The organism is Mycobacterium sp. 1423905.2, from assembly GCF_001673155.1.
Taxonomy (GTDB): Bacteria; Actinomycetota; Actinomycetes; order Mycobacteriales; family Mycobacteriaceae; genus Mycobacterium.
In genome coordinates this window covers 1-20,912 of the sequence record NZ_LZLE01000105.1, presented here as the reverse complement: position 1 = coordinate 20,912, position 20,912 = coordinate 1, and the positions used below count along the sequence as shown (strand labels likewise).

At 67.6% G+C, this 20,912-nt stretch carries 19 protein-coding genes and 1 pseudogene; 10 read left to right on the top strand and 10 right to left on the bottom strand.

The features are described 5' to 3' along the window. Positions 1-77: 77 nt before the first annotated feature. From A9W95_RS05715 to A9W95_RS05705, 3 genes are read left to right on the top strand one after another with little or no spacing between them, the layout of a single operon-like run. Positions 78-476, top strand: coding sequence for a cytidine deaminase (locus A9W95_RS05715; protein WP_067409651.1), 399 nt, complete (start codon positions 78-80; stop codon positions 474-476). Next, a complete protein-coding gene (locus tag A9W95_RS05710) occupies positions 473-1,759 on the top strand; it encodes a thymidine phosphorylase (protein ID WP_067409628.1) in 1,287 nt (428 codons plus the stop codon). The genes A9W95_RS05715 and A9W95_RS05710 overlap by 4 nt, the downstream gene beginning before the upstream one ends. After that, complete coding sequence (locus A9W95_RS05705; protein ID WP_067409627.1) at positions 1,756-2,844, top strand: adenosine deaminase; 1,089 nt, start codon at positions 1,756-1,758, stop codon at positions 2,842-2,844. The genes A9W95_RS05710 and A9W95_RS05705 overlap by 4 nt, the downstream gene beginning before the upstream one ends. Here A9W95_RS05705 and A9W95_RS05700 read toward each other — a convergent pair. Together A9W95_RS05700 and A9W95_RS05695 are read right to left on the bottom strand one after the other, a co-directional pair. After that, complete coding sequence (locus A9W95_RS05700) at positions 2,813-3,325, bottom strand: anthrone oxygenase family protein (RefSeq protein WP_067409626.1); 513 nt, start codon at positions 3,323-3,325, stop codon at positions 2,813-2,815. The genes A9W95_RS05705 and A9W95_RS05700 overlap by 32 nt on opposite strands. A gap of 34 nt (positions 3,326-3,359) precedes the next feature. Then, a complete protein-coding gene (locus tag A9W95_RS05695; protein ID WP_067409625.1) occupies positions 3,360-4,082 on the bottom strand; it encodes an NAD(P)-dependent oxidoreductase in 723 nt (240 codons plus the stop codon). A 74-nt stretch (positions 4,083-4,156) separates the two neighbouring features. Between A9W95_RS05695 and A9W95_RS05690 the strand changes: the two genes are divergently transcribed. Further along, positions 4,157-4,645, top strand: coding sequence for a MarR family winged helix-turn-helix transcriptional regulator (locus A9W95_RS05690; protein ID WP_067409624.1), 489 nt, complete (start codon positions 4,157-4,159; stop codon positions 4,643-4,645). 17 nt (positions 4,646-4,662) lie between these two features. Here the strand turns inward: A9W95_RS05690 and A9W95_RS05685 are convergent, their stop codons facing one another. Both A9W95_RS05685 and A9W95_RS05680 read right to left on the bottom strand, forming a co-directional pair. Then, positions 4,663-5,598: an alpha/beta hydrolase gene (locus A9W95_RS05685; RefSeq protein ID WP_067409623.1), complete on the bottom strand. Its 936-nt coding sequence runs from the start codon at positions 5,596-5,598 to the stop codon at positions 4,663-4,665. Position 5,599: 1 nt separating this feature from the next. Then, the gene (locus A9W95_RS05680; protein WP_067409622.1) at positions 5,600-6,220 is read right to left on the bottom strand and encodes a TetR/AcrR family transcriptional regulator; all 621 of its coding nucleotides are present in this window, start codon (positions 6,218-6,220) and stop codon (positions 5,600-5,602) included. Between the two features lie 67 nt (positions 6,221-6,287). Here A9W95_RS05680 and A9W95_RS05675 point away from each other — a divergent pair, with 67 nt between their 5' ends. Next, on the top strand, positions 6,288-6,986 hold the full coding sequence (locus tag A9W95_RS05675; RefSeq protein WP_082982923.1) for an HXXEE domain-containing protein: 699 nt from the start codon (positions 6,288-6,290) through the stop codon (positions 6,984-6,986). Between the two features lie 173 nt (positions 6,987-7,159). Beyond that, a complete protein-coding gene (locus A9W95_RS05670) occupies positions 7,160-10,423 on the top strand; it encodes a LuxR C-terminal-related transcriptional regulator (protein WP_067409649.1) in 3,264 nt (1,087 codons plus the stop codon). 4 nt (positions 10,424-10,427) lie between these two features. Here the strand turns inward: A9W95_RS05670 and A9W95_RS05665 are convergent, their stop codons facing one another. Further along, the gene (locus A9W95_RS05665) at positions 10,428-11,750 is read right to left on the bottom strand and encodes a primosomal protein (protein ID WP_067409621.1); all 1,323 of its coding nucleotides are present in this window, start codon (positions 11,748-11,750) and stop codon (positions 10,428-10,430) included. A 33-nt stretch (positions 11,751-11,783) separates the two neighbouring features. After that, positions 11,784-12,671: an alkaline phosphatase family protein gene (locus A9W95_RS05660; protein ID WP_172826569.1), complete on the bottom strand. Its 888-nt coding sequence runs from the start codon at positions 12,669-12,671 to the stop codon at positions 11,784-11,786. An 83-nt stretch (positions 12,672-12,754) separates the two neighbouring features. Between A9W95_RS05660 and upp the strand changes: the two genes are divergently transcribed. Next, positions 12,755-13,378 (top strand): uracil phosphoribosyltransferase, encoded by a 624-nt coding sequence (gene upp / locus A9W95_RS05655; protein ID WP_067409620.1) that lies wholly within the window; start codon positions 12,755-12,757, stop codon positions 13,376-13,378. On the opposite strand, the gene A9W95_RS05650 is transcribed toward upp, so the two are convergent. Both A9W95_RS05650 and A9W95_RS05645 read right to left on the bottom strand, forming a co-directional pair. Beyond that, positions 13,360-14,943, bottom strand: a complete 1,584-nt coding sequence (locus tag A9W95_RS05650) for a phospho-sugar mutase (protein WP_067409619.1) — start codon at positions 14,941-14,943, stop codon at positions 13,360-13,362. The genes upp and A9W95_RS05650 overlap by 19 nt on opposite strands. 3 nt (positions 14,944-14,946) lie before the next feature. Continuing rightward, a complete protein-coding gene (locus A9W95_RS05645; RefSeq protein WP_067409618.1) occupies positions 14,947-15,741 on the bottom strand; it encodes a purine-nucleoside phosphorylase in 795 nt (264 codons plus the stop codon). A gap of 59 nt (positions 15,742-15,800) precedes the next feature. Between A9W95_RS05645 and A9W95_RS05640 the strand changes: the two genes are divergently transcribed. Continuing rightward, entirely contained in the window at positions 15,801-16,994 is a 1,194-nt protein-coding gene (locus A9W95_RS05640; protein WP_067409617.1) for a M20 family metallopeptidase, read from the top strand. Beyond that, on the top strand, positions 16,991-18,160 hold the full coding sequence (locus A9W95_RS05635) for an amidohydrolase (RefSeq protein ID WP_067409616.1): 1,170 nt from the start codon (positions 16,991-16,993) through the stop codon (positions 18,158-18,160). The genes A9W95_RS05640 and A9W95_RS05635 overlap by 4 nt, the downstream gene beginning before the upstream one ends. Before the next feature lie 180 nt (positions 18,161-18,340). Here A9W95_RS05635 and A9W95_RS05630 read toward each other — a convergent pair whose 3' ends face one another. Continuing rightward, the gene (locus A9W95_RS05630; protein WP_067409615.1) at positions 18,341-18,820 is read right to left on the bottom strand and encodes a gamma-glutamylcyclotransferase; all 480 of its coding nucleotides are present in this window, start codon (positions 18,818-18,820) and stop codon (positions 18,341-18,343) included. Positions 18,821-19,012: 192 nt separating this feature from the next. Between A9W95_RS05630 and A9W95_RS05625 the strand changes: the two genes are divergently transcribed. Next, a complete protein-coding gene (locus A9W95_RS05625) occupies positions 19,013-20,428 on the top strand; it encodes an NAD(P)H-quinone dehydrogenase (protein WP_067409614.1) in 1,416 nt (471 codons plus the stop codon). 198 nt (positions 20,429-20,626) lie between these two features. On the opposite strand, the pseudogene A9W95_RS25980 reads toward A9W95_RS05625, so the two are convergent. Further along, positions 20,627-20,912 (bottom strand): annotated as a pseudogene (locus A9W95_RS25980) (FAD-dependent oxidoreductase); the annotation flags it as partial.

Here is a 20,912-nt window from a genome sequence, read left to right as displayed (position 1 = left end):
CAGCCAAACTACGGTGTTGTTCCCGATTAGGGTGGCTTTAACCGAGTCAATTCGTGGGTGCACGAAAGGTTCTCCGATTGCCGGATATTGAATGGAACACGCTGCGCGACAACGCAATCGGCGCATCGGCCGGGGCATATGCGCCGTATTCGCGGTTTCCGGTGGGGGCGGCGGCGCTGGTCGACGACGGTCGCGTGGTCACCGGGTGCAATGTGGAGAATGTCTCATATGGCCTTGGTCTCTGCGCCGAATGCGGGGTGGTGTCGGCCCTGCATGCGACCGGCGGCGGACGTTTGGTCGCCCTGGTGTGCGTCGATGGCAGCGGTGCGCTGCTGATGCCTTGCGGACGGTGTCGCCAGGTGTTGTTCGAACATGGCGGGGCCGAGCTGCTCATCGCTCATCCGGCCGGCCCGCGCCGGCTCGGGGACCTGTTGCCGGACGCCTTCGATGCCGGTCATTTGCGGGAACGGCCGTGAACCAGTTCACTTTTGACGCGCCGACGGTCATCCGCACCAAGCGCGATGGCGGCCGGCTGTCCGACGCCGCCATCGATTGGGTGATAGAGGCCTACACCGACGGCCGCATCGCCGACGAACAGATCGCGGCGCTGCTGATGGCGGTCTTCTTCCGCGGCATGGACGGCGGCGAGCTGGCCCGGTGGACGGCGGCCATGCTGGCATCGGGAGAGGTACTGGACTTCAGCGACCTGCCCCTGCCCACCGTGGGCAAGCACTCCACCGGCGGGGTCGGCGACAAGACCACGCTGGTTCTGGTTCCGATCGTCGCCGCCTGCGGTGCGGCGGTGCCCAAGGCGTCCGGGCGCGGGCTCGGTCATACCGGTGGCACGCTGGACAAGCTGGACTCCATTGCCGGCTGCCGGACGGACCTGCCCATAGGCCGGGTACGCGAGCAACTCCGTGACGTCGGCGCCGCGATCTTCGCCGCCGGCCAATTGGCACCGGCCGACAAGAAGCTCTACGCCCTGCGCGACATCACCGCGACGGTCGAGTCGCTGCCGCTGATCGCCAGCTCGATCATGAGCAAGAAGCTCGCCGAGGGGGCGCAGTCTTTGGTGCTGGACGTCAAGGTCGGGTCTGGGGCGCTGATGAACTCCGAGGCGCAATGCCGCGACCTGGCGCACACCATGGTCGAGCTGGGAGAGGTGCACGGGATGCCCACCCGGGCGCTGCTGACCGACATGGCCTACCCGCTGGGCGCGGCCATCGGCAACGCGCTCGAGGTGGCCGAGTCGCTGGAGGTGCTGGCCGGTGGCGGACCGCCCGACGTGGTGGAGCTGACGGTGCGGTTGGCCGAGGAGATGCTCGAGCTGGCCGGGGTGGACGACCGCGATCCCGGGCAGACGCTGCAGGACGGCACCGCCATGGACCGCTTCCGCCGCCTGGTCACCGCCCAGGGCGGGGACTTGTCGGTTCCGTTGCGATTCGGTGCACATACCGAGACCGTGACCGCGGACCGGAGCGGCACAATGGGCGATATCGACGCGATGGCAGTGGGGCTGACGGCATGGCGGCTCGGCGCGGGCAGGTCCCGGCCGGGCGACCGAATCCAGGCCGGTGCCGGTGTCCGCATCCACCGCCGACCCGGTGACCCGGTGATCGCCGGCGAGCCACTGTTCACCCTCTTCACCGACACCCCGGAGCGCTTCACGGTCGCGATGGCCGAGCTACAGGGCGCCTGGAGTGTCGCCGACACACCACCGAAGTTGCGCCCGTTGCTCATCGATCGGATCCTCTCGTGACCACACCTTTGACTGCCGAGACGCTCAGGCAAGCTCCCAAAGCCCTGCTGCACGACCACCTCGACGGTGGCTTGCGCCCGGCCACGGTGCTCGACATCGCCGGTCAGGTCGGCTATGACGAGCTGCCGGCCACCGACGTCGAGTCCCTGGCGAATTGGTTTCGCACCCGGTCGCACAGCGGATCGCTGGAGCGATACCTGGAGCCGTTCTCGCACACCGTGGCGGTGATGCAAACCCCGGATGCGTTGTACCGCGTCGCTTTTGAGGCGGTAGAAGATCTGGCCGCCGACTCGGTGGTGTATGCCGAAGTCCGCTTCGCACCCGAGTTGCACATCAACCGCGGACTGTCTTTCGACGAAGTGGTCGACGCCGTGCTGGAGGGTTTCGCCGCCGGAGAAAAGGCGTGCGCCGCCGACGGCCGCCCCATCAAGGTGCGGTGTCTGGTCACCGCCATGCGGCACGCCGCCATGTCCCGCGAGATCGCCGAGCTGGCAATCCGGTTCCGGGACAAGGGCGTCGTAGGGTTCGACATCGCCGGCGCGGAGGCCGGCTACCCGCCGACCCGTCATCTGGACGCATTCGAATACATGCGAGACAACAACGCGCGCTTCACCATTCACGCCGGTGAGGCGTTCGGTCTGCCGTCCATCCACGAAGCGATCGCGTTCTGCGGAGCCGACCGGTTGGGTCACGGCGTGCGCATCGCCGACGACATCGAGGTGGGACCCGACGGCGGTGTCCGATTGGGCAGGTTGGCATCGATCTTGCGGGACAAGCGAATTCCGCTGGAGCTGTGCCCGAGCTCGAACGTGCAGACCGGCGCCGCGAAGAGCATCGCCGAGCACCCGTTCGACCTGCTGGCCCGGGCGCGTTTCCGGGTCACCGTCAACACCGACAACCGGCTGATGAGCGATACCACGATGAGCCTCGAAATGCACCGCCTGGCAGAGGCTTTCGGCTACGGCTGGAGTGACCTGGAACGCTTCACCATCAACGCGATGAAGTCGGCGTTCATCCCGTTCGACGAACGCTTGGAGATTATCGACGACGTGATCAAGCCGCGGTTCGCGGTGTTGATCGGGTAGCGAGCAGCGCGAACGCGGTAACCGCTGCGGTGGTCCGCACGGCGTGAGCGAGTTGCCAGCGGTCCCGGACGGCCGCCCAGTCGGCGGGTGGGGTCAGTGTCGACCAGCTGTGCTGGACCGTGTTGATCGGCACACTGATCGTGACGCTGATCAGCAAAGTCGCCACCAACAAGAGCAGGGCTGCCCCCGCGAGCCAGCGGCGGCTACCGCGTTGTCGTAGGTTCATGCCCGTCACTGTTGCGGCGGCGAGGATCCCCGGCAACAACAACCCGGTGGCCAAGTCGTCAAGGTGCTGCAGTTCGATGAGCCGCACCTGGGCGTAGACCTCGGCTCCGAAGCCGCGCAGGCTGGCCTCGAAAACCAGGACGGTGACGACGAATCCGGCGAACAGCCCGGTGAAGAGCACCGCCGCAAAGTTGGACGTGTTCCGCAGTAGGCCGGAAGCCAATGAAACGGGAGCGAGCGTAGGTGACGACGTCATCTCGTGTCTCCTTGGTCGGCAGCCGGAAATCGAATCACGAGGTGGCGGCAGTCGTCGCTTTGGCACCACCGCCAGAGCCGGCTTCGCGACGGATCATCTGCCAGAAGCTAGGGGTGGACGAGGTGGTCGAGACGATGACGGTTCGGCGGGCCATTGTCGAGTCGGCGGCCAGCGACACCAGGTAGTCGGCGAGGTCGATGCGCGCGGTGAACGCGCCGACCGGATCGACCTCTCCGCTGACATAGGCGGTGGGCGCGGGCAGGTCGAACAACCCCGACGGTCGCACGACGGTCCAAGCCAAGCCGCTGTCCCGCACCACGGTTTCCATTCGCCGGATGTCGTCATAGACGGTCTTGCCGATCGTCTTGGTGATGACCGGCTCCACCAACCGGAGCATGAGTGGTGCGTGGGTACGTCGCGTTGGGTACGCCGCGGTCGAGCTGACCACGATCAATCGCCGGGTCCGCGCTGCGCGCATACCGGCCACAATGTTGGCCGTCCCCAGCGAATACGTGTCGACCAGTTCGCGGGTGAAGGTGACACCGAGGGCAGATATCACCGCATCGACCTCGGCGACCAGCGGGGCAACCGCGGCCGCGTCTCGCACGTCGGCCTCGGCGACGAGCAGGCGGGGATCGGCGAGTGGGAACTCGCTCGGCCGGCGGGTCACCGCCGTCACCTGGTGCCCGGCCTCGAGGGCGAGCGAAGTCGCCAATCGGCCGGTCTGACCGTTCGCCCCGAATATCGCTAGCTGCATCGCATCTCCTTAAAAGTCACTATACGGTGATTATCACTCTAAGTGATTATCAGCTCGAGTGCTAGTCTGCGCTTATGGTGGAAGAGCCGACCGGAATCGCCACCCTCGACGAGCGCATCCCGTTTCTGCTGTCTCAGCTCGGGGCGCACTATGCCGATGAGTTCCAACGCATGGTCAACAGCGTGGGGGTGCAGCCCCGCGCCTACGCGGTGCTGATGGCGCTGGCGGCCGAGGACGGTCAGTCACAGCGCGCGCTATCTGCTCGGTTGGGCATCCACCGCAACACGATGGTGACCTTGGTCGACGCGTTGGAAGCCGACGGGCTAGTCAAGCGGATGGCCCATCCCGAGGACCGTCGGGCATTCGCGATAACGCTCACCGATCGAGCCCGCGCCCTGCTTCCTGAGCTCGACGCAGTCGGTTCTGCACTCGAGGAGTCGGTCGCAGCGCCCCTGTCGAGCGCTGAACGGGACACGTTGCGTGTGCTGCTGCAACGGGTCGCCACCGCCGCGGGGCTGGTACCGGGTGTCCATCCCGGACTCACCGGTGGCGCCGACTCCTGATCACCCGAGGTGATCGATCACGGCCCCGACGCGGAGGATGCGGCGTGCGAGACGTCGAGCAGATGCTTGCCGAGGAACGCCAGCAAAGCGTCGACCGTCTGCTCGTGAGCGTCCAGGTAGGCCGCGTAGTGGCCGCCGGGAAGGCGCACGACTTCACCGCGAGGAACCCGCGACGCCGCGCGGACGGTGGGCCCCGGGGGCGCCACGCCGTCGTCGTCGTAGGCGATAACGAGGAAGGGGATTGTGATGCGTGACGCGTGCCGGCCCGGCCGGTAGAACGCGGCGCGCATGGCCGAACTCGCCGCCACCTCCTGTTGCCACTGCGGGTACGCATTGCCGGGATTGAGCGCGCCGGCACCGTTCTGCGCGTCGGGTGTGGTCAGTGACGTCAGCGCCCCCGGCGGACCGGCGAGCGGCACCAGTTTCGGCTTGCGCCCGAGGCGCAAACCCACGGCGTCGACCAATGCCAGAGCCGCGAAGCGTAGCGAGGCGCTCTGCGTCTGGTGGCGCATCGCGTTGGGCACCACGGCGAGTCCGTCGACCAGTGGTGAGTGGGCGATGGCCGCACCGAGCGTCGGGTTGTGTGCCGCCAAGCGGAAGGCGTGCCCGCCGGACAGTGAATATCCCCAGATCGCGACCTTGTGCGGGTCGACTCCGGACACGCTGCGCGCGAAGTCGATTGCGGCGTGCCAGTCGGCGAGTTGCTCACCATAGCGCGTGATCTGCCGCGGCCGGCCACCGCTCTCGCCGAAGCGTCGGTGATCGAAGGCGAGGACCGTATATCCGGCATCGTGAAGGCGGCGGGCGAAACGATCCGTGGCGGGTTCTTTGGTCACCGCCAGGCCACCGGACATCACGACGCACGCGCCGTTCGTTCCGCGATACAGCCAGGCGGCGCACTTGGTGCCGTCGCTGACGAAGTGCACCTTGTCGCGTTCGCCGTTGCGGGTCATCTCAGCTCTCCTTCGGGTCCGTGTCTGATTCGCCAAGTGCGGTGTAAATGCCCTGAAATGACCGCAACAGCGCTCGCGCCGGGACGGCGCGGGGGATTTCCGGCCGGTCCAGCCACCACAGCGCGATGGCGCACAGACTGGCTCGCATCATCGTTGCGAGTGCGTCGATTTCGACGTCGTCGAGCTCGGGAGCGAACTCGCGCAACAGAGCGGCTTGGGTAGCCGTTTGACGCGCGAACAGCTCGCTTTGCACCCGCTCGACCGCCGGATCGCCGGTGATGGGGGTGAACAGCAGGCGTGCCGAGTGCGGGTGCCGCTCAACATGCTCGAGCCAGGCATCCACCATTGCCGGCACCTGCGACTGCGGCTCGGCCATCCCCGGCTGGAATCGGGCCAGCGGCGCCTCGATCAGTTCCGCGCGGGCGCGGGTCATCAATGAGACGCCGAGCTCCTGCTTGGACTCGAAGTGCCGGTAGAGCATGGGCTTGGTCAGTCCGGTGGTCTGCGCGATGTCGTCGACCGTCGTCGCCGCAAAGCCTTTCTCGGCGAACAATCGGGTGGCGGCCTCTTCGATCAGTTCAAGACGCTGCGCTCGGGTCGGCCGGGCGGTGGAAGGGGGCATGACAGCACCGTACCAGATGGTGTACTAATCAGTACACTAATGAGTTACTCCTTCGGAGGAGGCATTGATGCCACTGCAACCGCATCCACCCGTCGCCCGGATCGACCACCCTGAAGCCGCCGCGGTCGGTAACCGCACCCTGACCAAGCGCGACGCCGTCTTGGGCACGCTCATCGCGTTCACCATGGCCGTCAGTTTCTGGTTGGTCAGTCACGGAACAAGCTTGAAAGTCACCTTCGTTCCCGGCGTCATCGCCACCTGGTTGCTCTTTCTTTGGTGCTTCGGACGGCGACTGCAGCTGCCCACGGTCAACCGATTCCTTCCTGCGTTCTGTTGTGTCCTTGCAGTGCAATTCGTTCATTTCGCCGAGGAGTTCGCCACGAACTTCCGCAGCGACTTCGCCGAGCTCTACGGCGGGACGCCCTACTCGAATGACGCGTTCGTTTCGGTCAACATGGGCTCCTACGCGGTGATGACCGTCGCCTGCGTGGTCGCGTTGATGACGCGGTTGCGCTTCGTTGTGGTACCCGCGATGTTCTTCATCGTCTACGGCGCGATCGGAAACGCGATTGCCCATACCTGGTGGAGCATCATGCTCGGCGCTTACTTCCCCGGTCTGATCACGGCCCAGCTGTACTGGATCGGCGGGCCGTACCTGCTCTATAAGTTGGTCGGCTCCCGGCGACTCACCGCCCTAGCCGTCGTCGGATTCGCAGCAGTGCTCATCCCGCTTCTAGCCTTGCTGGCCGACGTCTCCGCTGTCTGAATCCCGTTGCCGCAGCAGCCAACGCGTCGGCACTGTCGCCGGGGGCTCAATCGGCCCGGCAATCTACGCATAAATGCCGATGTTCGCCGGGTCCTGATGATCCGATCCTGGTTACCATGACCGAACGCGCGGAGGCGCCGCCACTGGACAGCAGCGACTGGAGCGAATTGGGCGTGGGCGTCTTGTTGCCAACCGGAACGGTCACCTTGCTGTTGGCCGACGTCGAAGGTTCTACCCGGCTGTGGGAGAGCCAGCCGGATGCGATGACGGCCGCGGTCGCGCGGCTGGACCGGACTTTGGCCGACGTTGTCGCCGCACACCACGGTGTGCGGCCTGTCGAGCAAGGCGAAGGCGACAGCTTCGTAATCGCATTCGCCAGGGCCAGTGACGCGGTTGCGTGCGCTCTGGCTTTGCAGCGCGCACCACTGGCCCCGATTCGACTGCGCATCGGGCTGCACAGTGGAGAAGTACAGCTGCGCGACGAAGGCAATTACATCGGCCCGACCATCAATCGCACCGCCCGCATCCGCGATCTCGCCCATGGTGGCCAGACCGTACTGTCCGGTGCCACCGAGGCTCTGGTCGACGACCGGCTGCCGGCGGACTCCTGGCTGGTCGATCTGGGCAGATACCCGCTTCGCGGGGTGTCCCGACCCGAACGTGTTCTGCAGCTCTGCCATCCGGAAACGCACAACGAGTTCCCGCCGTTGCGCACCGCGAATACCGTTGGCACACATGGTCTTCCGCTACAACTCACCAGCTTCATCGGACGTACCGCACAGATCGATGAGGTGTGCCGGATCCTCACCGGTGACCGGTTCGTCACGTTGACCGGTGCGGGAGGCGCCGGCAAAACGCGTCTCGCCATCCAGATCGCAGCCCACGTGGCAGACGAGTCCGGCGATGGCGTCTGGTACGTCGACCTGGCACCGATCGCCGATCCGGAACTGGTGCCCGTTTCGGCCGCGCGCGCCCTTGGCCTCCCCGACCAGCCGGGTCGGTCCATGACGGACACCCTGGTCGGCTTCATCCGCGACCGCCGAATGCTCGTCGTGCTCGACAATTGTGAACATCTCCTCGACGCGACCGCCGAGCTGGCGATTATCTTGCTCGGCGCATGTCCGCAACTGACCTTCCTGGCCACCAGCCGAGAGCCGATTGGCATTGACGGTGAGGTCATTTGGCGGGTGCCCTCGCTGTCGCTGGCCGACGAGGCGATCGCGCTGTTCACCGATCGGGCTCGGCGCGCCAGCCCCGCTTTCCGGATCACCGAAGACGACGCAGACACCGTCGAACGGATATGCCGCCGCCTGGACGGCATGCCGCTGGCGATCGAATTGGCCGCAGCGCAAGTGCGGGCCTTGTCCCTGGACGAGATCGTCGGTGGCCTGCACGACCGTTTCCGGCTGCTCACCGGCGGCGCCCGGCGCGCAGTGCGACGCCAACAGACCCTGCACGCGTCGGTCGATTGGTCACACACGCTGCTCACCGCACCCGAACGCATGTTGTTTCGCCGACTGTCGGTATTCATGGTTGGCTTTGATCTTGCCGCCGCACAGGCCGTAGCCGCCGACGCTGACATCCACACGTATCAGGTTCTGGATCAGCTCACGCTGCTGGTGGACAAGTCCCTCGTCGTCGCCGAGAACACAACCAACACAACGAGATACCGCCTGTTGGAAATGGTGCGACAGTACGCGCTGGAGAAATTGGCGGAATCCGGGGAAGCCGACGCGGTGCGCACTCGACATTGCGATCACTACACGGCGCTGGCTGCGACTTTGGACCATCCCGCACGAGACAGTCACGCGCACATGCTGGCGAAGGTCGAGACCGAAATCGATAATCTGCGTGCCGCTTTCGCCTGGAGCCAGGAGAACGGCGACGTCGAACACGCGTTGTCGCTGGCCTCTTCGCTCACTCCGCTGTGGCTGGCGCGCGGACGGATCGTGGAAGGAGTGAGCTGGTTCGCCAGCGTCCTGCGCGATGGCGCCGCGGGTGCTGCTGAGATCGACCGTCGGGTCCGCGCGCGGGCGCTGGCCGACAGCGCACTCCTTCACGCGTGGGGCATTGCGTTGGACAGTCTGGACCAAGCCGAAGACGCGGTGGCCATCGCCCGGGAACTCAACGACCCCGCCCTGTTGGCCCGGGCGCTGACAGCGTGCGTCGGCATCGCCGCCTATGACGCCGAAGTGGCGCGACCGTACTTCGCCGAGGCCACCGAGCTCGCCCGCGCGCTGGACGACCGCTGGCGATTGAGTCATATCTTGGGTTGGCGAACTTACGCCGCCGTCATGGCGGGTGACCCCGCTGCGGCCCGCGCCACCGGTGAGGAAGGCCGTGAATTGGCCGATTCGATCAACGACCACTTCATCTCCCGCTTCTGCCGCAACTGGGTAGGTATGGCTCGCTACTTGCAGGGCGAGATTGCCTGGGAATCGGAACGGTCCCGCGCGATGATCTCGGAGGCCGACGACGCAGGGGACCTGTTCAATCGCTTTCTGGGCTTGCAGAACCTCACGCTCGCGTCGGCGTTTGCGGGCGCGATAGCACTGGCGGAGGAGACCGTGGGCGCGCTCATCGAGACGGGTGCCGCGCTCAGCGTGGTGCACAAAGGCGTGTCGCAGATGACCTCGGGCGTGGTCGCCCTCGCCAGGGGTGACGTTGCGACGGCAACAGAAGCTCATGAGGTGGCCTGGCAGCACATCGGCCTCTATCCGCAGGTGTCTTCCATCTTCCTGTGGCACCGGGCGCAGGCGGCTCTGGCGGCTGGGGACGCCGCCGCCGCGCGACGGTGGGCCGACGACGGCGTCTCGTCGACGACTGGTTGGTACCGGATGATGAGCTTGGCGCAGCGGGCCCACCTGGCGCTCAGGTCAGGCGAGCTGCCGCGCGCGGAACGGGACCTGCACGAAGCGCTGACGATCAGCGGCGAAACCGGAGCCCGGATCGGCGTCGCAGAAGTCTTCGAGTGCCTTGCGGCAGCCGCTGGCCACAACGATCGTCATCAGGAAGCCGCCCGCCTCTTCGGGGCGGCGCACGCCATCCGCCAACGCATCGGCGCTGTGCGCTTCCAGAGCTACGGCGATGAGTACCAGACATGGCTCGCCGCAGCCCGAGACTCGTTGAGCGACAACGACTTCCAGAACTGCTGGGCGGAGGGCGCGGGCCTGTCGACCAAAGAAGCGATCGCCTACGCCCAGCGCGGCCGCGGTGAACGCAAACGCCCGTCGAAAGGCTGGGCCTCGTTGACGCCGACCGAGCTCGACACCGTCCGGTTGGTCAGCGAAGGTCTGGGAAACAACGACATCGCCACCCGGCTGTTCGTCTCACCTCGGACCGTGCAAACCCATCTCACCCACATCTACAACAAGCTCGACGTGAAGTCCCGCGTGCAGCTCGCGCAGGAGGCGGCTCGGCAGGTGGAGGCCGGCTAGCGACCTACTCGCGCCGCAGCCGCGAATCGACGAACGCCTCGAGCTTCTCCCACTCGCGTACGGCGTTGGCGTATGGAGCGGCGGGTTTGCTCTTCGAGTCCGGTTCGAGCACGTAGGTCACCAGCTTGCCCAGCGGCTTGCCCGGGTCCAGCGCCTTGTCGACCGTGCTCTCCTCGGAGTAGTCGCCGACGTCGCGCAGGAATTCCACGGCCAGGTCGAGCTGTTCGCGGTCCACCGCGTCGGGCCCGTCGGCGAAGTCGTCGGCCAGCCCGCTGAGCACATAAACGTTTTCGTCGGTGATGTCGACGTTCAGCGAGCCGTCGGTGGCGGCGGTGCGGATGTCGTCGTAGGTGCTCAGGTCGGACAGGTCGTGGTCGTGCTCGTCGGCGAGGTAGCGGGCCAGCGCCCGCTCGGAGGTGAACACGCTGATGCGGCCGTTGCGGCCCAGGAAGATCGGCCGGTCGTCGAGGTAGCAGCGCAGCGTGTAGAAGGTGCCTGAACCCGTCATGATCTGAATCGGGTCGATGCCGACCTGCGCCCAGAAGTCGTCGTCGCTGCCCAGCACCACCGTGTCACCCGGGGCGCGGTCTTCTTCGTCTTCGTCAGCATCGTCGGCGGTCTCTTCGTCGTCGGCGTCATCGGCGGCCTGGGCCGCGTCGGTTTCCTCGGCATCCTCGGTCTCTGCCGTCGCGTCGTCGTCGGCGGCTTCGAGTTCTTCGGGCTCTTCGGGCTCCTCTTCCAGCTCCTCGGCGGCCTTGGCGGACAATTTCTCCTCCACGTCGGGCGTGCTGACGATGCCGTCGATGGACTTCAGCACGTCGTCCCAGCTGCGCCCGATCACCTCGGCGATGGCGTTCCAACGCTTCTGGCCGGCCTTGCCGGAGAAGTTGTCGATCCCGCCGGAGACCGTGCCCAGAGACGGGTTGCCGTTGAAGAACTTCGACACCGCGGGCAGCTCGCACACCGATCCGATGGACGACACGATGGCCAGCACGCCGGCTAACGCGTTCACCGACTCTTCGGTCGGCTTCTCGGCGACCAATTCCTCCACGGCGACCAGATCGAACTGCTTGTCCGGCGCCGGATCCAGGTCACGGGCGTGGGCCTCAGTGACTTTTTTCCAGCCCGGGTGGTCGGCCAAGTCGTTGTCGGAGTCGGTACGCACGAACGCGACCAGGTCAGGTACCGACTCGAAGGCATACAGGTCCTCGTCTTTGCCGAGGAACGCCTCCCACTCGTCGCCGGCATCGCGCCACCGAGGTGCCCACAGGGTGTAGCGGTCGCCGTCGGTCAAGCTCAGGCGGATCGGCACGAGGTCAGCAGCCATGCGGCACAGAATAGCGACCCGGCCCGCTAGGGCTTATCCGCCCCAAATATCGGTGATCGGGGCGGCGTTGGCCGCGTAACCCGTTTTGGGCAGCCCATACATCTGCTCCAACGTCGAAAGCACGTTGTAGTGATTGATCTGCTCGTTGTAGGTTCCGGGCTGCACGTGGGCGCCGTAGAACACCGTCGGGATCTGGTTGTGCGGGCCGCCGTCGTCCTCGTCCCAGGTCAGGATGAGCAGGCTGTTGTTGGTCCGGGCCCAGTTGGCGTAGGCCGACAGTTGCCGGTTCAACCAGGCGTCGCCCTGCGCGATCGACCCGTCGTGCATGTTGTTGTCGTTGTTGGGGATGACGAACGCCAGTGTCGGCAGAGCTGCATAGTTGCCGGGCTGCGGGAACGAGGAGAACGGCAGCGACAACGACGGCGGCACGTTGGTGAAGTTGGCCCACGGGACGTGCTTGCGCGCGTATTTGCCGGCACTGCACACCGGTGAGCCGACGGCCGGAAGGTCTTCGGCATAACCGACGAAAGTGCCTCCCGCGGCGAGGATCTCGGATGCCACGTTGGGTTGGGCGCCGGCGTTCACCGGGCAACTGTCCTTGGTCACCCCGAGCGTGTTACCGGCGAACAGCGCCAAATAGTTCGGTTCACTGGGGTGGGTCTCGGCGAACGACTGATTCATCATCGCTCCGCCGGCCGCCAGCGCGTTGATCCACGGCGCCGCCTTGTTGCCGATGATGTTGGCTTGCGAGCGGTTCTCCTCGATCACGATCACGATGTGGGAGAAGCTGGGCAGCGCCGCAGCGGCCAGGCCCGGGCGCGGTGTGCCGGTGATGCCCTGGACCCACAGCGATACGGCCACCATCCCGACCACCGCCAAGGTACGATACGCCCTGGTCAGGTGTAGTTTCAGCGCCCGCATGCCGGGAGTATATGGGCGGATTCGGTCCGCCCAGGAGATGGAGCGAGCGTGTCAACGAGCCTGAATCCGATTGTTATCTAGCCGTGGACGTCCATCTGGTCGACCATCCACTGGCCGCCGCCCGACTCACCGCGCTGCGCGACCACCGCAGTGACAACGCCGTCTTCCGGGCCGCGTTGCGTGAGTTGACGCTGATGCTGGTCTACGAGGCGACGCGCGAAGCGCCGACCGAGCCCGTCACGATCGACACTCCGCTGGCGCAGACGACGGGCGTGCGATTGGCCAAGCCGCCACTGCTGGTGCCGGTGCTGCGGGCCGGGCTGGGAATGGTCTACGAGGCGCATGCGGTGCTGCCAGAGGCGCACGTGGGGTTCGTCGGCATCGCGCGCGACGAGGAGACCCACCAGCCGGTGCCGTATCTCGAGTCGTTGCCCGACGACCTGGCGCAACTGCCGATCATGGTGCTCGACCCGATGCTGGCCACCGGCGGTTCGATGACACACACGGTGGGCCTGCTGCTGTCGCGGGGCGCGACGGACATCACCATGCTGTGCGTGGTGGCCGCCCCGGAAGGGATCGCGGCGCTGGACGAAGTGGTGCCCAACGCCCGGTTGTTCACCGCGGCCATCGACGACGGGCTCAACGAGGCGGCCTTCATCGTCCCGGGTCTCGGCGATGCCGGCGACCGTCAATTCGGGCCGCGCTGAATCGGCAGCTCCTCGGTGAGCCGGGCGCTCAACGCCTGGGCCCGCTGCCGGGCGGCGGCCAAGTCGCCATCGACGATTGCTCGAACTTCGGTGTAGCACTTGATTTTCGGCTCAGTGCCGGACGGCCGCACCACCAGCCGCACCGACGTTCCGGCGTCGCCTCCAGCGAAGATGAGCGCATCGGTGATGTCGGTGACGGTGAGCCGGAATCCGGCCAGCCGGTCCGGCGGATCCGAGCGCAGCCGCCGCATCAGGTCGGCGGCTTCGCCGGGGCCGGCGACGCGGCGGGACACGGGCGCGACCACGTGCACGCCGTGGCGCCGGGCCAGTTCGTCGAGCCGGTCGGACACCGAGCGGTCCTGCCGGCGCAGCGTGGCCACCAGGTCACAGGCCAGAACCGCCGCACTGATGCCGTCCTTGTCGCGCACCGCGGCGGGGTCCACGCAATGGCCGATCGCTTCCTCGTAGGCGTAGAGCAGACTGCCGGAGGTGTCGGAGTCGGCGCGGGCCAGCCACTTGAAGCCGGTGCGAGTTTCCGCGTGGGCGGCGCCGTAGTGGGCGGCGATGGCCGCGAGCATCCGCGAGGACACCACGGTGCTGGCGACCACGCTGGCCGCCGGGTCGTCGACCCGGGAGAGCAGATAATCGCCCAGCAGCCAACCGGTTTCGTCACCGGAGAGCATTCGCCAGCCCAATGCGGTGGGGATGCCGACGGCGCATCGGTCGGCGTCGGGGTCGAGCGCGATCGCGATATCGGCGTCGACGTCGGCGGCCAGCGTCAGCAGCGCATCGGTGGCCCCTGGCTCTTCGGGATTGGGGAACGCCACGGTGGGGAAGTCCGGGTCCGGCGCGAACTGCACGGCCACGGAGTGCACGTCGGCGAAACCGGCGCGCCGCAGGGTCTCGACGGCCACCGCGCCGCCCACCCCATGCAGCGCCGTCAGCGCCACCCGCACCGAACCGGCGCCGCGCCGGACGGCGGCCGCGCGCTCGATGTAGCGGTCGACGAAAGCGGTGTCGGCGGGTGCGACGGGTGTTCTGCGGATCTGGTCGGCCGGGGGAGCGGCCGTCATGGCGGCTTCGATCTGGCGGTCGGTGGGGGAGATGATCTGGATGCCGCCGTCGAGGTACACCTTGTAGCCGTTGTCGGTCGGCGGGTTGTGCGAGGCAGTGATCTGAATTCCCGCGGCGGCGCCGGTGTGCCGGACCGCGAACGCCACCACCGGTGTGGGCGTCGGGTCTGGGAGGCGTAGCACTGAAAATCCCTGCGCGGCAAACACTTCGGCGGCTGCTGCGGCGAACGCCGCCGATCCGTGCCGCGCGTCGCGCCCAACGATCACCAGGTGCGGGCCCGGTCCCAACACTTGGGCCACCGCCCAGGTGGCGCGAAGCACCACCGCGAGGTTCATCGCGTCCGGTCCGGCTCGCAGCGGTCCGCGTAGCCCGGCGGTGCCGAACGTCAGCGGGCGGGCGAACCGTGCCGCCAATTCGTCGGGACTGCAGGCGGCCAGCTCGGCGGCCGTCTGGGGGTCCGGGTCGTGGGCGATCCACTCCTCGGGTGTCACCGCTTACATCCGGGCGATGACGTCGGCCAGCAACGCGCCCATCCGCGCCGCCGACGCGGCGCCCGCGGCGAGCACCTCGGCGTGGCTCAGCGGAGCACCGGTGATACCGGCCGCGAGGTTGGTAACCAGCGATATGCCGAGCACTTCGGCGCCGGCCGCCCGGGCGGCGATGGTCTCGTGAATGGTGGACATGCCGACCAGGTCGGCGCCCAGCACCCGCAGCATCCGGACTTCGGCGGGCGTCTCGTAGTGCGGGCCCGGCAGGCCCGCATAGACGCCTTCGGCCAGCTGCGGATCGGATTCTCGCGCCAGCGCCCGCAACCGCGGGGCGTAGGCGTCGGTGAGGTCCACGAACTGGGCGCCCACCAGCGGTGAGCGTGCGGTGAGGTTCAGGTGGTCGCTGATCAGCACCGGCTGGCCGACTTCCAGGTCGTCGCGCAGGCCGCCGGCGGCGTTGGTGAGCACAACGGTCTGCACCCCGGCCGCGCAGGCCGCCCGGACGCCGTGCACGACGTGTTGCAGGTCGTAGCCCTCGTAGGCATGGATGCGCCCGGCCAGCACCAGCACGCGGTGCACGCCGATCGGCACCGACAGCAGTTCCCCGATGTGGCCGGCCGCCTGCGGCGGCGCGAACCCGGGCACGTCGGCCTGCGGCAGCACGGCCGTCGGGGAGCCCAGCGCGGCGATAGCCGGCGACCAGCCCGACCCGAGAACGACCGCAATGTCGTGCTGGTCGTGCCCGGTACGCTCGGCGATCACCTCCGCCGCCTGCTGGGCCAGGGCGCCGGGATGGGTCACAGTGGGAGCCTATCCGGGAGACGGCGTAAGTCCTCAGCCCGCGATGGGATACTGGCAGGATGTCCGCAGCCAACGCACTAGACAGTGTCGAGGAATTGGTGCGGCGCCACAGCGGTGATCTGGTGGAACTGTCGCACGCAATTCACGCCGAGCCGGAGTTGGCGTTCGCCGAGCACCGCAGCTGCGCCAAGGCGCAAGCCCTGGTCGCCGAGCGTGGCTTTGAGATGACCGCAGCGCCGGGCGGTCTGGACACCGCGTTCCGGGCCGACTTCGGCAGCGGACCGCTGGTCGTCGGGATTTGTGCCGAGTACGACGCGCTGCCCGATATCGGCCACGCCTGTGGGCACAACATCATCGCCGCCGCGGCGGTAGGTACGGCCCTGGCGCTCGCCGAAGTGGCCGATGACCTGGGCATCAGGGTGGCGTTGCTGGGCACGCCGGCCGAAGAATCTGGCGGCGGAAAAGCCTTGATGCTCGAGGCCGGCACATTCGACGATGTGGCCGTGGCTGTGATGGTGCATCCGGGGCCGACCGATATTGCCGGCGCTCGATCATTGGCGCTGTCCGAGGTCACCGTCGACTACCGCGGCAAAGAGTCGCACGCCGCCGTCGCGCCCTTCCTCGGGCTCAACGCCGCCGACGCGGTGACCGTCGCACAGGTCGCCATCGGGCTGCTGCGCCAGCAGTTGGCGCCCGGCCAGCTGGTGCACGGCATAGTCACCGACGGCGGGCAGGCCCCCAACGTCATCCCTGGACACGCCGCCCTGCAATACGCGATGCGGGCGCTGGAGCTCGATTCGCTGCGCGAGCTCGAAGGGCGGATCTATTCCTGCTTCGCCGCGGGCGCGCTGGCCGCCGGCTGCGAATACGAGATCAATACGCCGTCGCCGGCGTACGCCGAGCTCAACCCCGACCAGTGGATGGTCGAGGTGTTCCGCGACGAGATGCGCCGGCTGGACCGCGAGCCGCTGCCGGAGGCCATCGAGTCGGGCCTGCCCATGGGCAGTACCGATATGGGCAACGTGACGCAGGTGATCCCGGGAATTCATCCGATCGTCGGAGTCGACGCCGGGGGAGCGACGGTGCACCAGCGAGCGTTCGCCGCCGCTGCCGTCGGCGCCAGTGCCGATCGGGCGGTGGTCGACGGCGCAATCATGTTGGCGCGCACCGTGGTTGCGCTGGCCCAGCAGCCCGAGCAGCGGGATCGCGTGCTGGCCGCGCGGCAGCGCAGGAGCAGCGGGGCGCAGCAATGAGCCTGGTCGACAGCACCGAATCTTGGCTGGCCGCGCACTACGACGACCTCGTCGCGTGGCGCCGGCACATCCACCGCTACCCCGAGCTGGGCCGGCAGGAATACGCGACCACCCAGTTCGTCGCCGAGCGGCTGGCCGAGGTCGGCCTGAACCCGAAGGCGCTGCCGGGTGGAACCGGGCTGACCTGCGACCTCGGTCCCGAACACCACCCGAGGATCGCGTTGCGCGCCGACATGGACGCGCTGCCCATGGCCGAGCGGACCGGCGCGCCGTATGCCTCGACCATGCCCAACGTCTCGCACGCCTGCGGCCACGACGCGCACACCGCGATCTTGCTGGGCACCGCGCAGGCGTTGGCGTCGGCCCCCGAATTGCCGGTCGGGGTGCGGTTGATCTTCCAGGCGGCCGAGGAGCTGATGCCCGGCGGGGCGATCGATGCCATCGCCGCCGGTGCGCTGTCGGGCATTTCCCGGATCTTCGCTCTGCACTGCGACCCTCGGCTGGCGGTGGGCCGGATCGCCACCCGGCACGGCCCCATCACCTCGGCGGCCGACCGGATGGAGATCACGCTCTACTCCCCGGGCGGGCACACCTCGCGCCCGCACTTGACCGCCGACCTGGTCTACGGGCTGGGAACGTTGATCACCGGCGTGCCCGGGGTGTTGTCACGTCGTCTCGATCCGCGCAACAGCACGGTGCTGGTGTGGGGTGCGGTCAATGCCGGGGTGGCCGCCAACGCGATCCCGCAGACCGGTGTGCTGTCCGGGACGGTGCGCACCGCCAGCCGGCAGGCGTGGGTGGATCTAGAGGACATCATCCGCGAGACCGTCGAAGCGCTGCTGTCCCCGCTGGGCATCGAGCACACGTTGAGCTACCACCGCGGCGTGCCGCCCGTGGTCAACGAAGACGTCTCGACGCGGATCCTCATTCATGCGATCGAGGCGCTGGGTCCCGATGTGCTGGCCGATACCCGGCAGTCCGGCGGCGGCGAAGACTTCTCCTGGTATCTAGAGGAGATTCCGGGCGCCATGGCCCGGCTCGGGGTTTGGTCCGGCGAGGGGCCGCAGCTGGATCTGCACCAGCCGACGTTCGATTTGGACGAGCGGTCGTTGGGGATCGGGGTGCGGGTGCTGACCAACATCGTCGAGCAGGCGGCGCACTTCTAGGCGTTCCGGGTGTTGGCCGGGAGCGTTGCGCACCAATCGTCACACCAGCCTCTCGGATAGGTGACCCACTTTTTGCCCGCCTCACAGCGACAAATTCCCCTAGACCCTCGACGCGAGCGGCGCCCCGCTCAGTTGTCGCTATGAGGCGGGCAAATCTTCCGGGCCGTCGCGGAGAAGACCTCAGACCGACGTGCCGGGGCCGATGTTGCGGGCTGGGCGGGTGCGCAGATCGTGCACGTAATCCTCTGGCGCACCGGCGATTTCGGCGGCATCGGCCATGACTCCGAGGTAGCGCGCCGACGGCAACCCGCCCTCCCAGGCGTCGAGCACATACAGCCACGCCAGCACCGGATCGGTGGTCGTGTCGGACGACTCCCGCTCCACCCGGCACCGAATCTTCTTGTGCACCCCGAACTCCGAACCCTCCCACCGGTCGAGGTTGCTCTCGTCGGCCGGGGTCATGTCGTAGAGGACGACGAACACCTTCGACTCGGGGTCCTCGACGACCGTGGCCAGCGCCCCTTCCCAGCCGATGTCCTCGCCGCCGAAGGTCAGCCGCCACCCGTGTAACCAGCCCGTTCCGGCCATCGGGGAGTGGGGTGCCCGCTTGAGCATCTGCTCGGGATGCATGTTCGACCCGTAGGCGGCGTAGAGCGGCACGGGGAAAGCTTAGACGGCAGGTCCAGGTCTGGCGTCCATCCGAGCGGTCACATCGTCGCCAAGCTGTGCCTGATTGCTCGGCTCCTCCTCCCGCCGCGCTGCGGCGGTCATCGTCGCCAAGCTGTGCCTGATTGCTCGGCTCCTCCTCCCGCCGCGCTGCGGCGGTCATCGTCGCCAAGCTAGGTTGACACTGTGGTGACCCGCATCGTGATCATCGGTGGAGGCCCGGCCGGATATGAGGCCGCCCTGGTCGCCGCCACCTCCCACCCCGACACCACCGACATCACCGTCATCGACTCCGAAGGCATCGGCGGCGCAGCGGTGCTCGACGACTGCGTGCCGTCCAAGACGTTCATCGCCTCCACCGGCCTACGCACCGAGCTACGCCGGGCGCCTCGGTTGGGCTTCGACATCGACATCGACGACGCGAAGATCTCCCTGTCGCAAATCCACACGAGGGTCAAGTCGCTGGCGGCCGCGCAGTCCGCCGACATCACCACCTCGTTGCAAACCATGGGCGTCAACGTGGTGGCCGGTCGCGGCGAGCTGATCGACCCCACCCCGGGCCTGGCCCGCCACCGCGTCAAGGCCACCGCACCCGACGGCACCACCAGCGAACACGAAGCCGACGTCGTATTGATCGCCACCGGCGCCTGCCCCCGCATCCTGCCGTCGGCCCAACCCGACGGCGAACGCATCCTCACCTGGCGCCAGCTCTACGACCTTAAAGAACTGCCCGAGCACCTGGTCGTCGTCGGCTCCGGGGTCACCGGAGCCGAATTCGTCAACGCCTACACCGAACTCGGCGTACCGGTCACGGTGGCGGCCAGCCGCGACCGCGTTCTGCCCTACGAGGACGCCGACGCCGCGGCCGTGCTCGAAGAATCGTTCGCCGAGCGCGGCGTTCAGCTGTTCAAGAACGCCCGCGCCGAATCGGTGACCCGCACCGCCGACGGCGTGCTGGTCACCATGGCCGACGGGCGCACCGTCGAAGGCAGCCACGCCCTGATGACCATCGGATCGGTCCCTAACACCGCCGGCTTGGGCTTGGAACGCGTCGGCATCGAACTCGGCCGCAACAACTACCTCACCGTCGACCGGGTATCGCGCACCTCGGTCCCTGGCATCTACGCCGCCGGGGACTGCACCGGTCTGCTGCTGCTGGCCTCGGTCGCGGCCATGCAGGGCCGCATCGCGATGTACCACGCCCTGGGTGAGGGAGTCAGCCCCATCCGGCTGCGCACGGTCGCCGCGACGGTGTTCACCCGGCCCGAGATCGCCGCCGTCGGCGTGCCGCAATCCATGATCGACGACGGCTCCATCCCGGCCCGGGTCATCATGCTGCCGCTGCGCACCAACGCCCGGGCCAAGATGTCGGGACTGCAGCAGGGCTTTGTCAAGATGATCTGCCGACGCTCCACCGGAGTGGTGATCGGCGGGGTGGTGGTGGCGCCCATCGCCTCCGAACTCATCCTGCCCATCGCCGTGGCCGTGCAGAACCGCATCACCGTCAACGAGCTGGCCCAGACACTCGCCGTTTACCCGTCGTTATCGGGCTCGATCACCGAGGCCTCCCGGCGCCTGATGGCGCACGACGATCTGGACTGATGGCGCACTGAAGCTCGCCGGACGAACTAGCCTGGGTGCTGGCACACCGTTACCGACGAGTAACTGACAGGAGTCTGTGGTCGTGAGCAATCCGCTAGCGGAGATCCAGCCGCCGATGTCGGCCGCGGCCCTGAGCCCCGCGCAGCGGGCGGCAGCGTGGGAGCGACTCGGCGCCGAGCAATTCGACGTGGTGGTGATCGGCGCCAGCGTGGTCAGCGAGAGTTCGCGTTCGTAAAGCGCCTCACGCACCAAACCGAATTCGAGTTGCTCGAGGTAGCGCAGGCCGCCGTGGAACATTTTCGACGAGCGACTCGAGGTGCCGGAGGCGAAGTCGCGCGCCTCGACCAGCGCGACCTTGAGCCCTCGCGTCGCCGCATCCAGGGCGCATCCCGAACCGACCACGCCGCCGCCGATCACCACCACGTCGAATTGCTCGGCGCCGAGTCGCTCCCACGCTGCCGCCCGCTGCGCGGGGCTCAGGGCC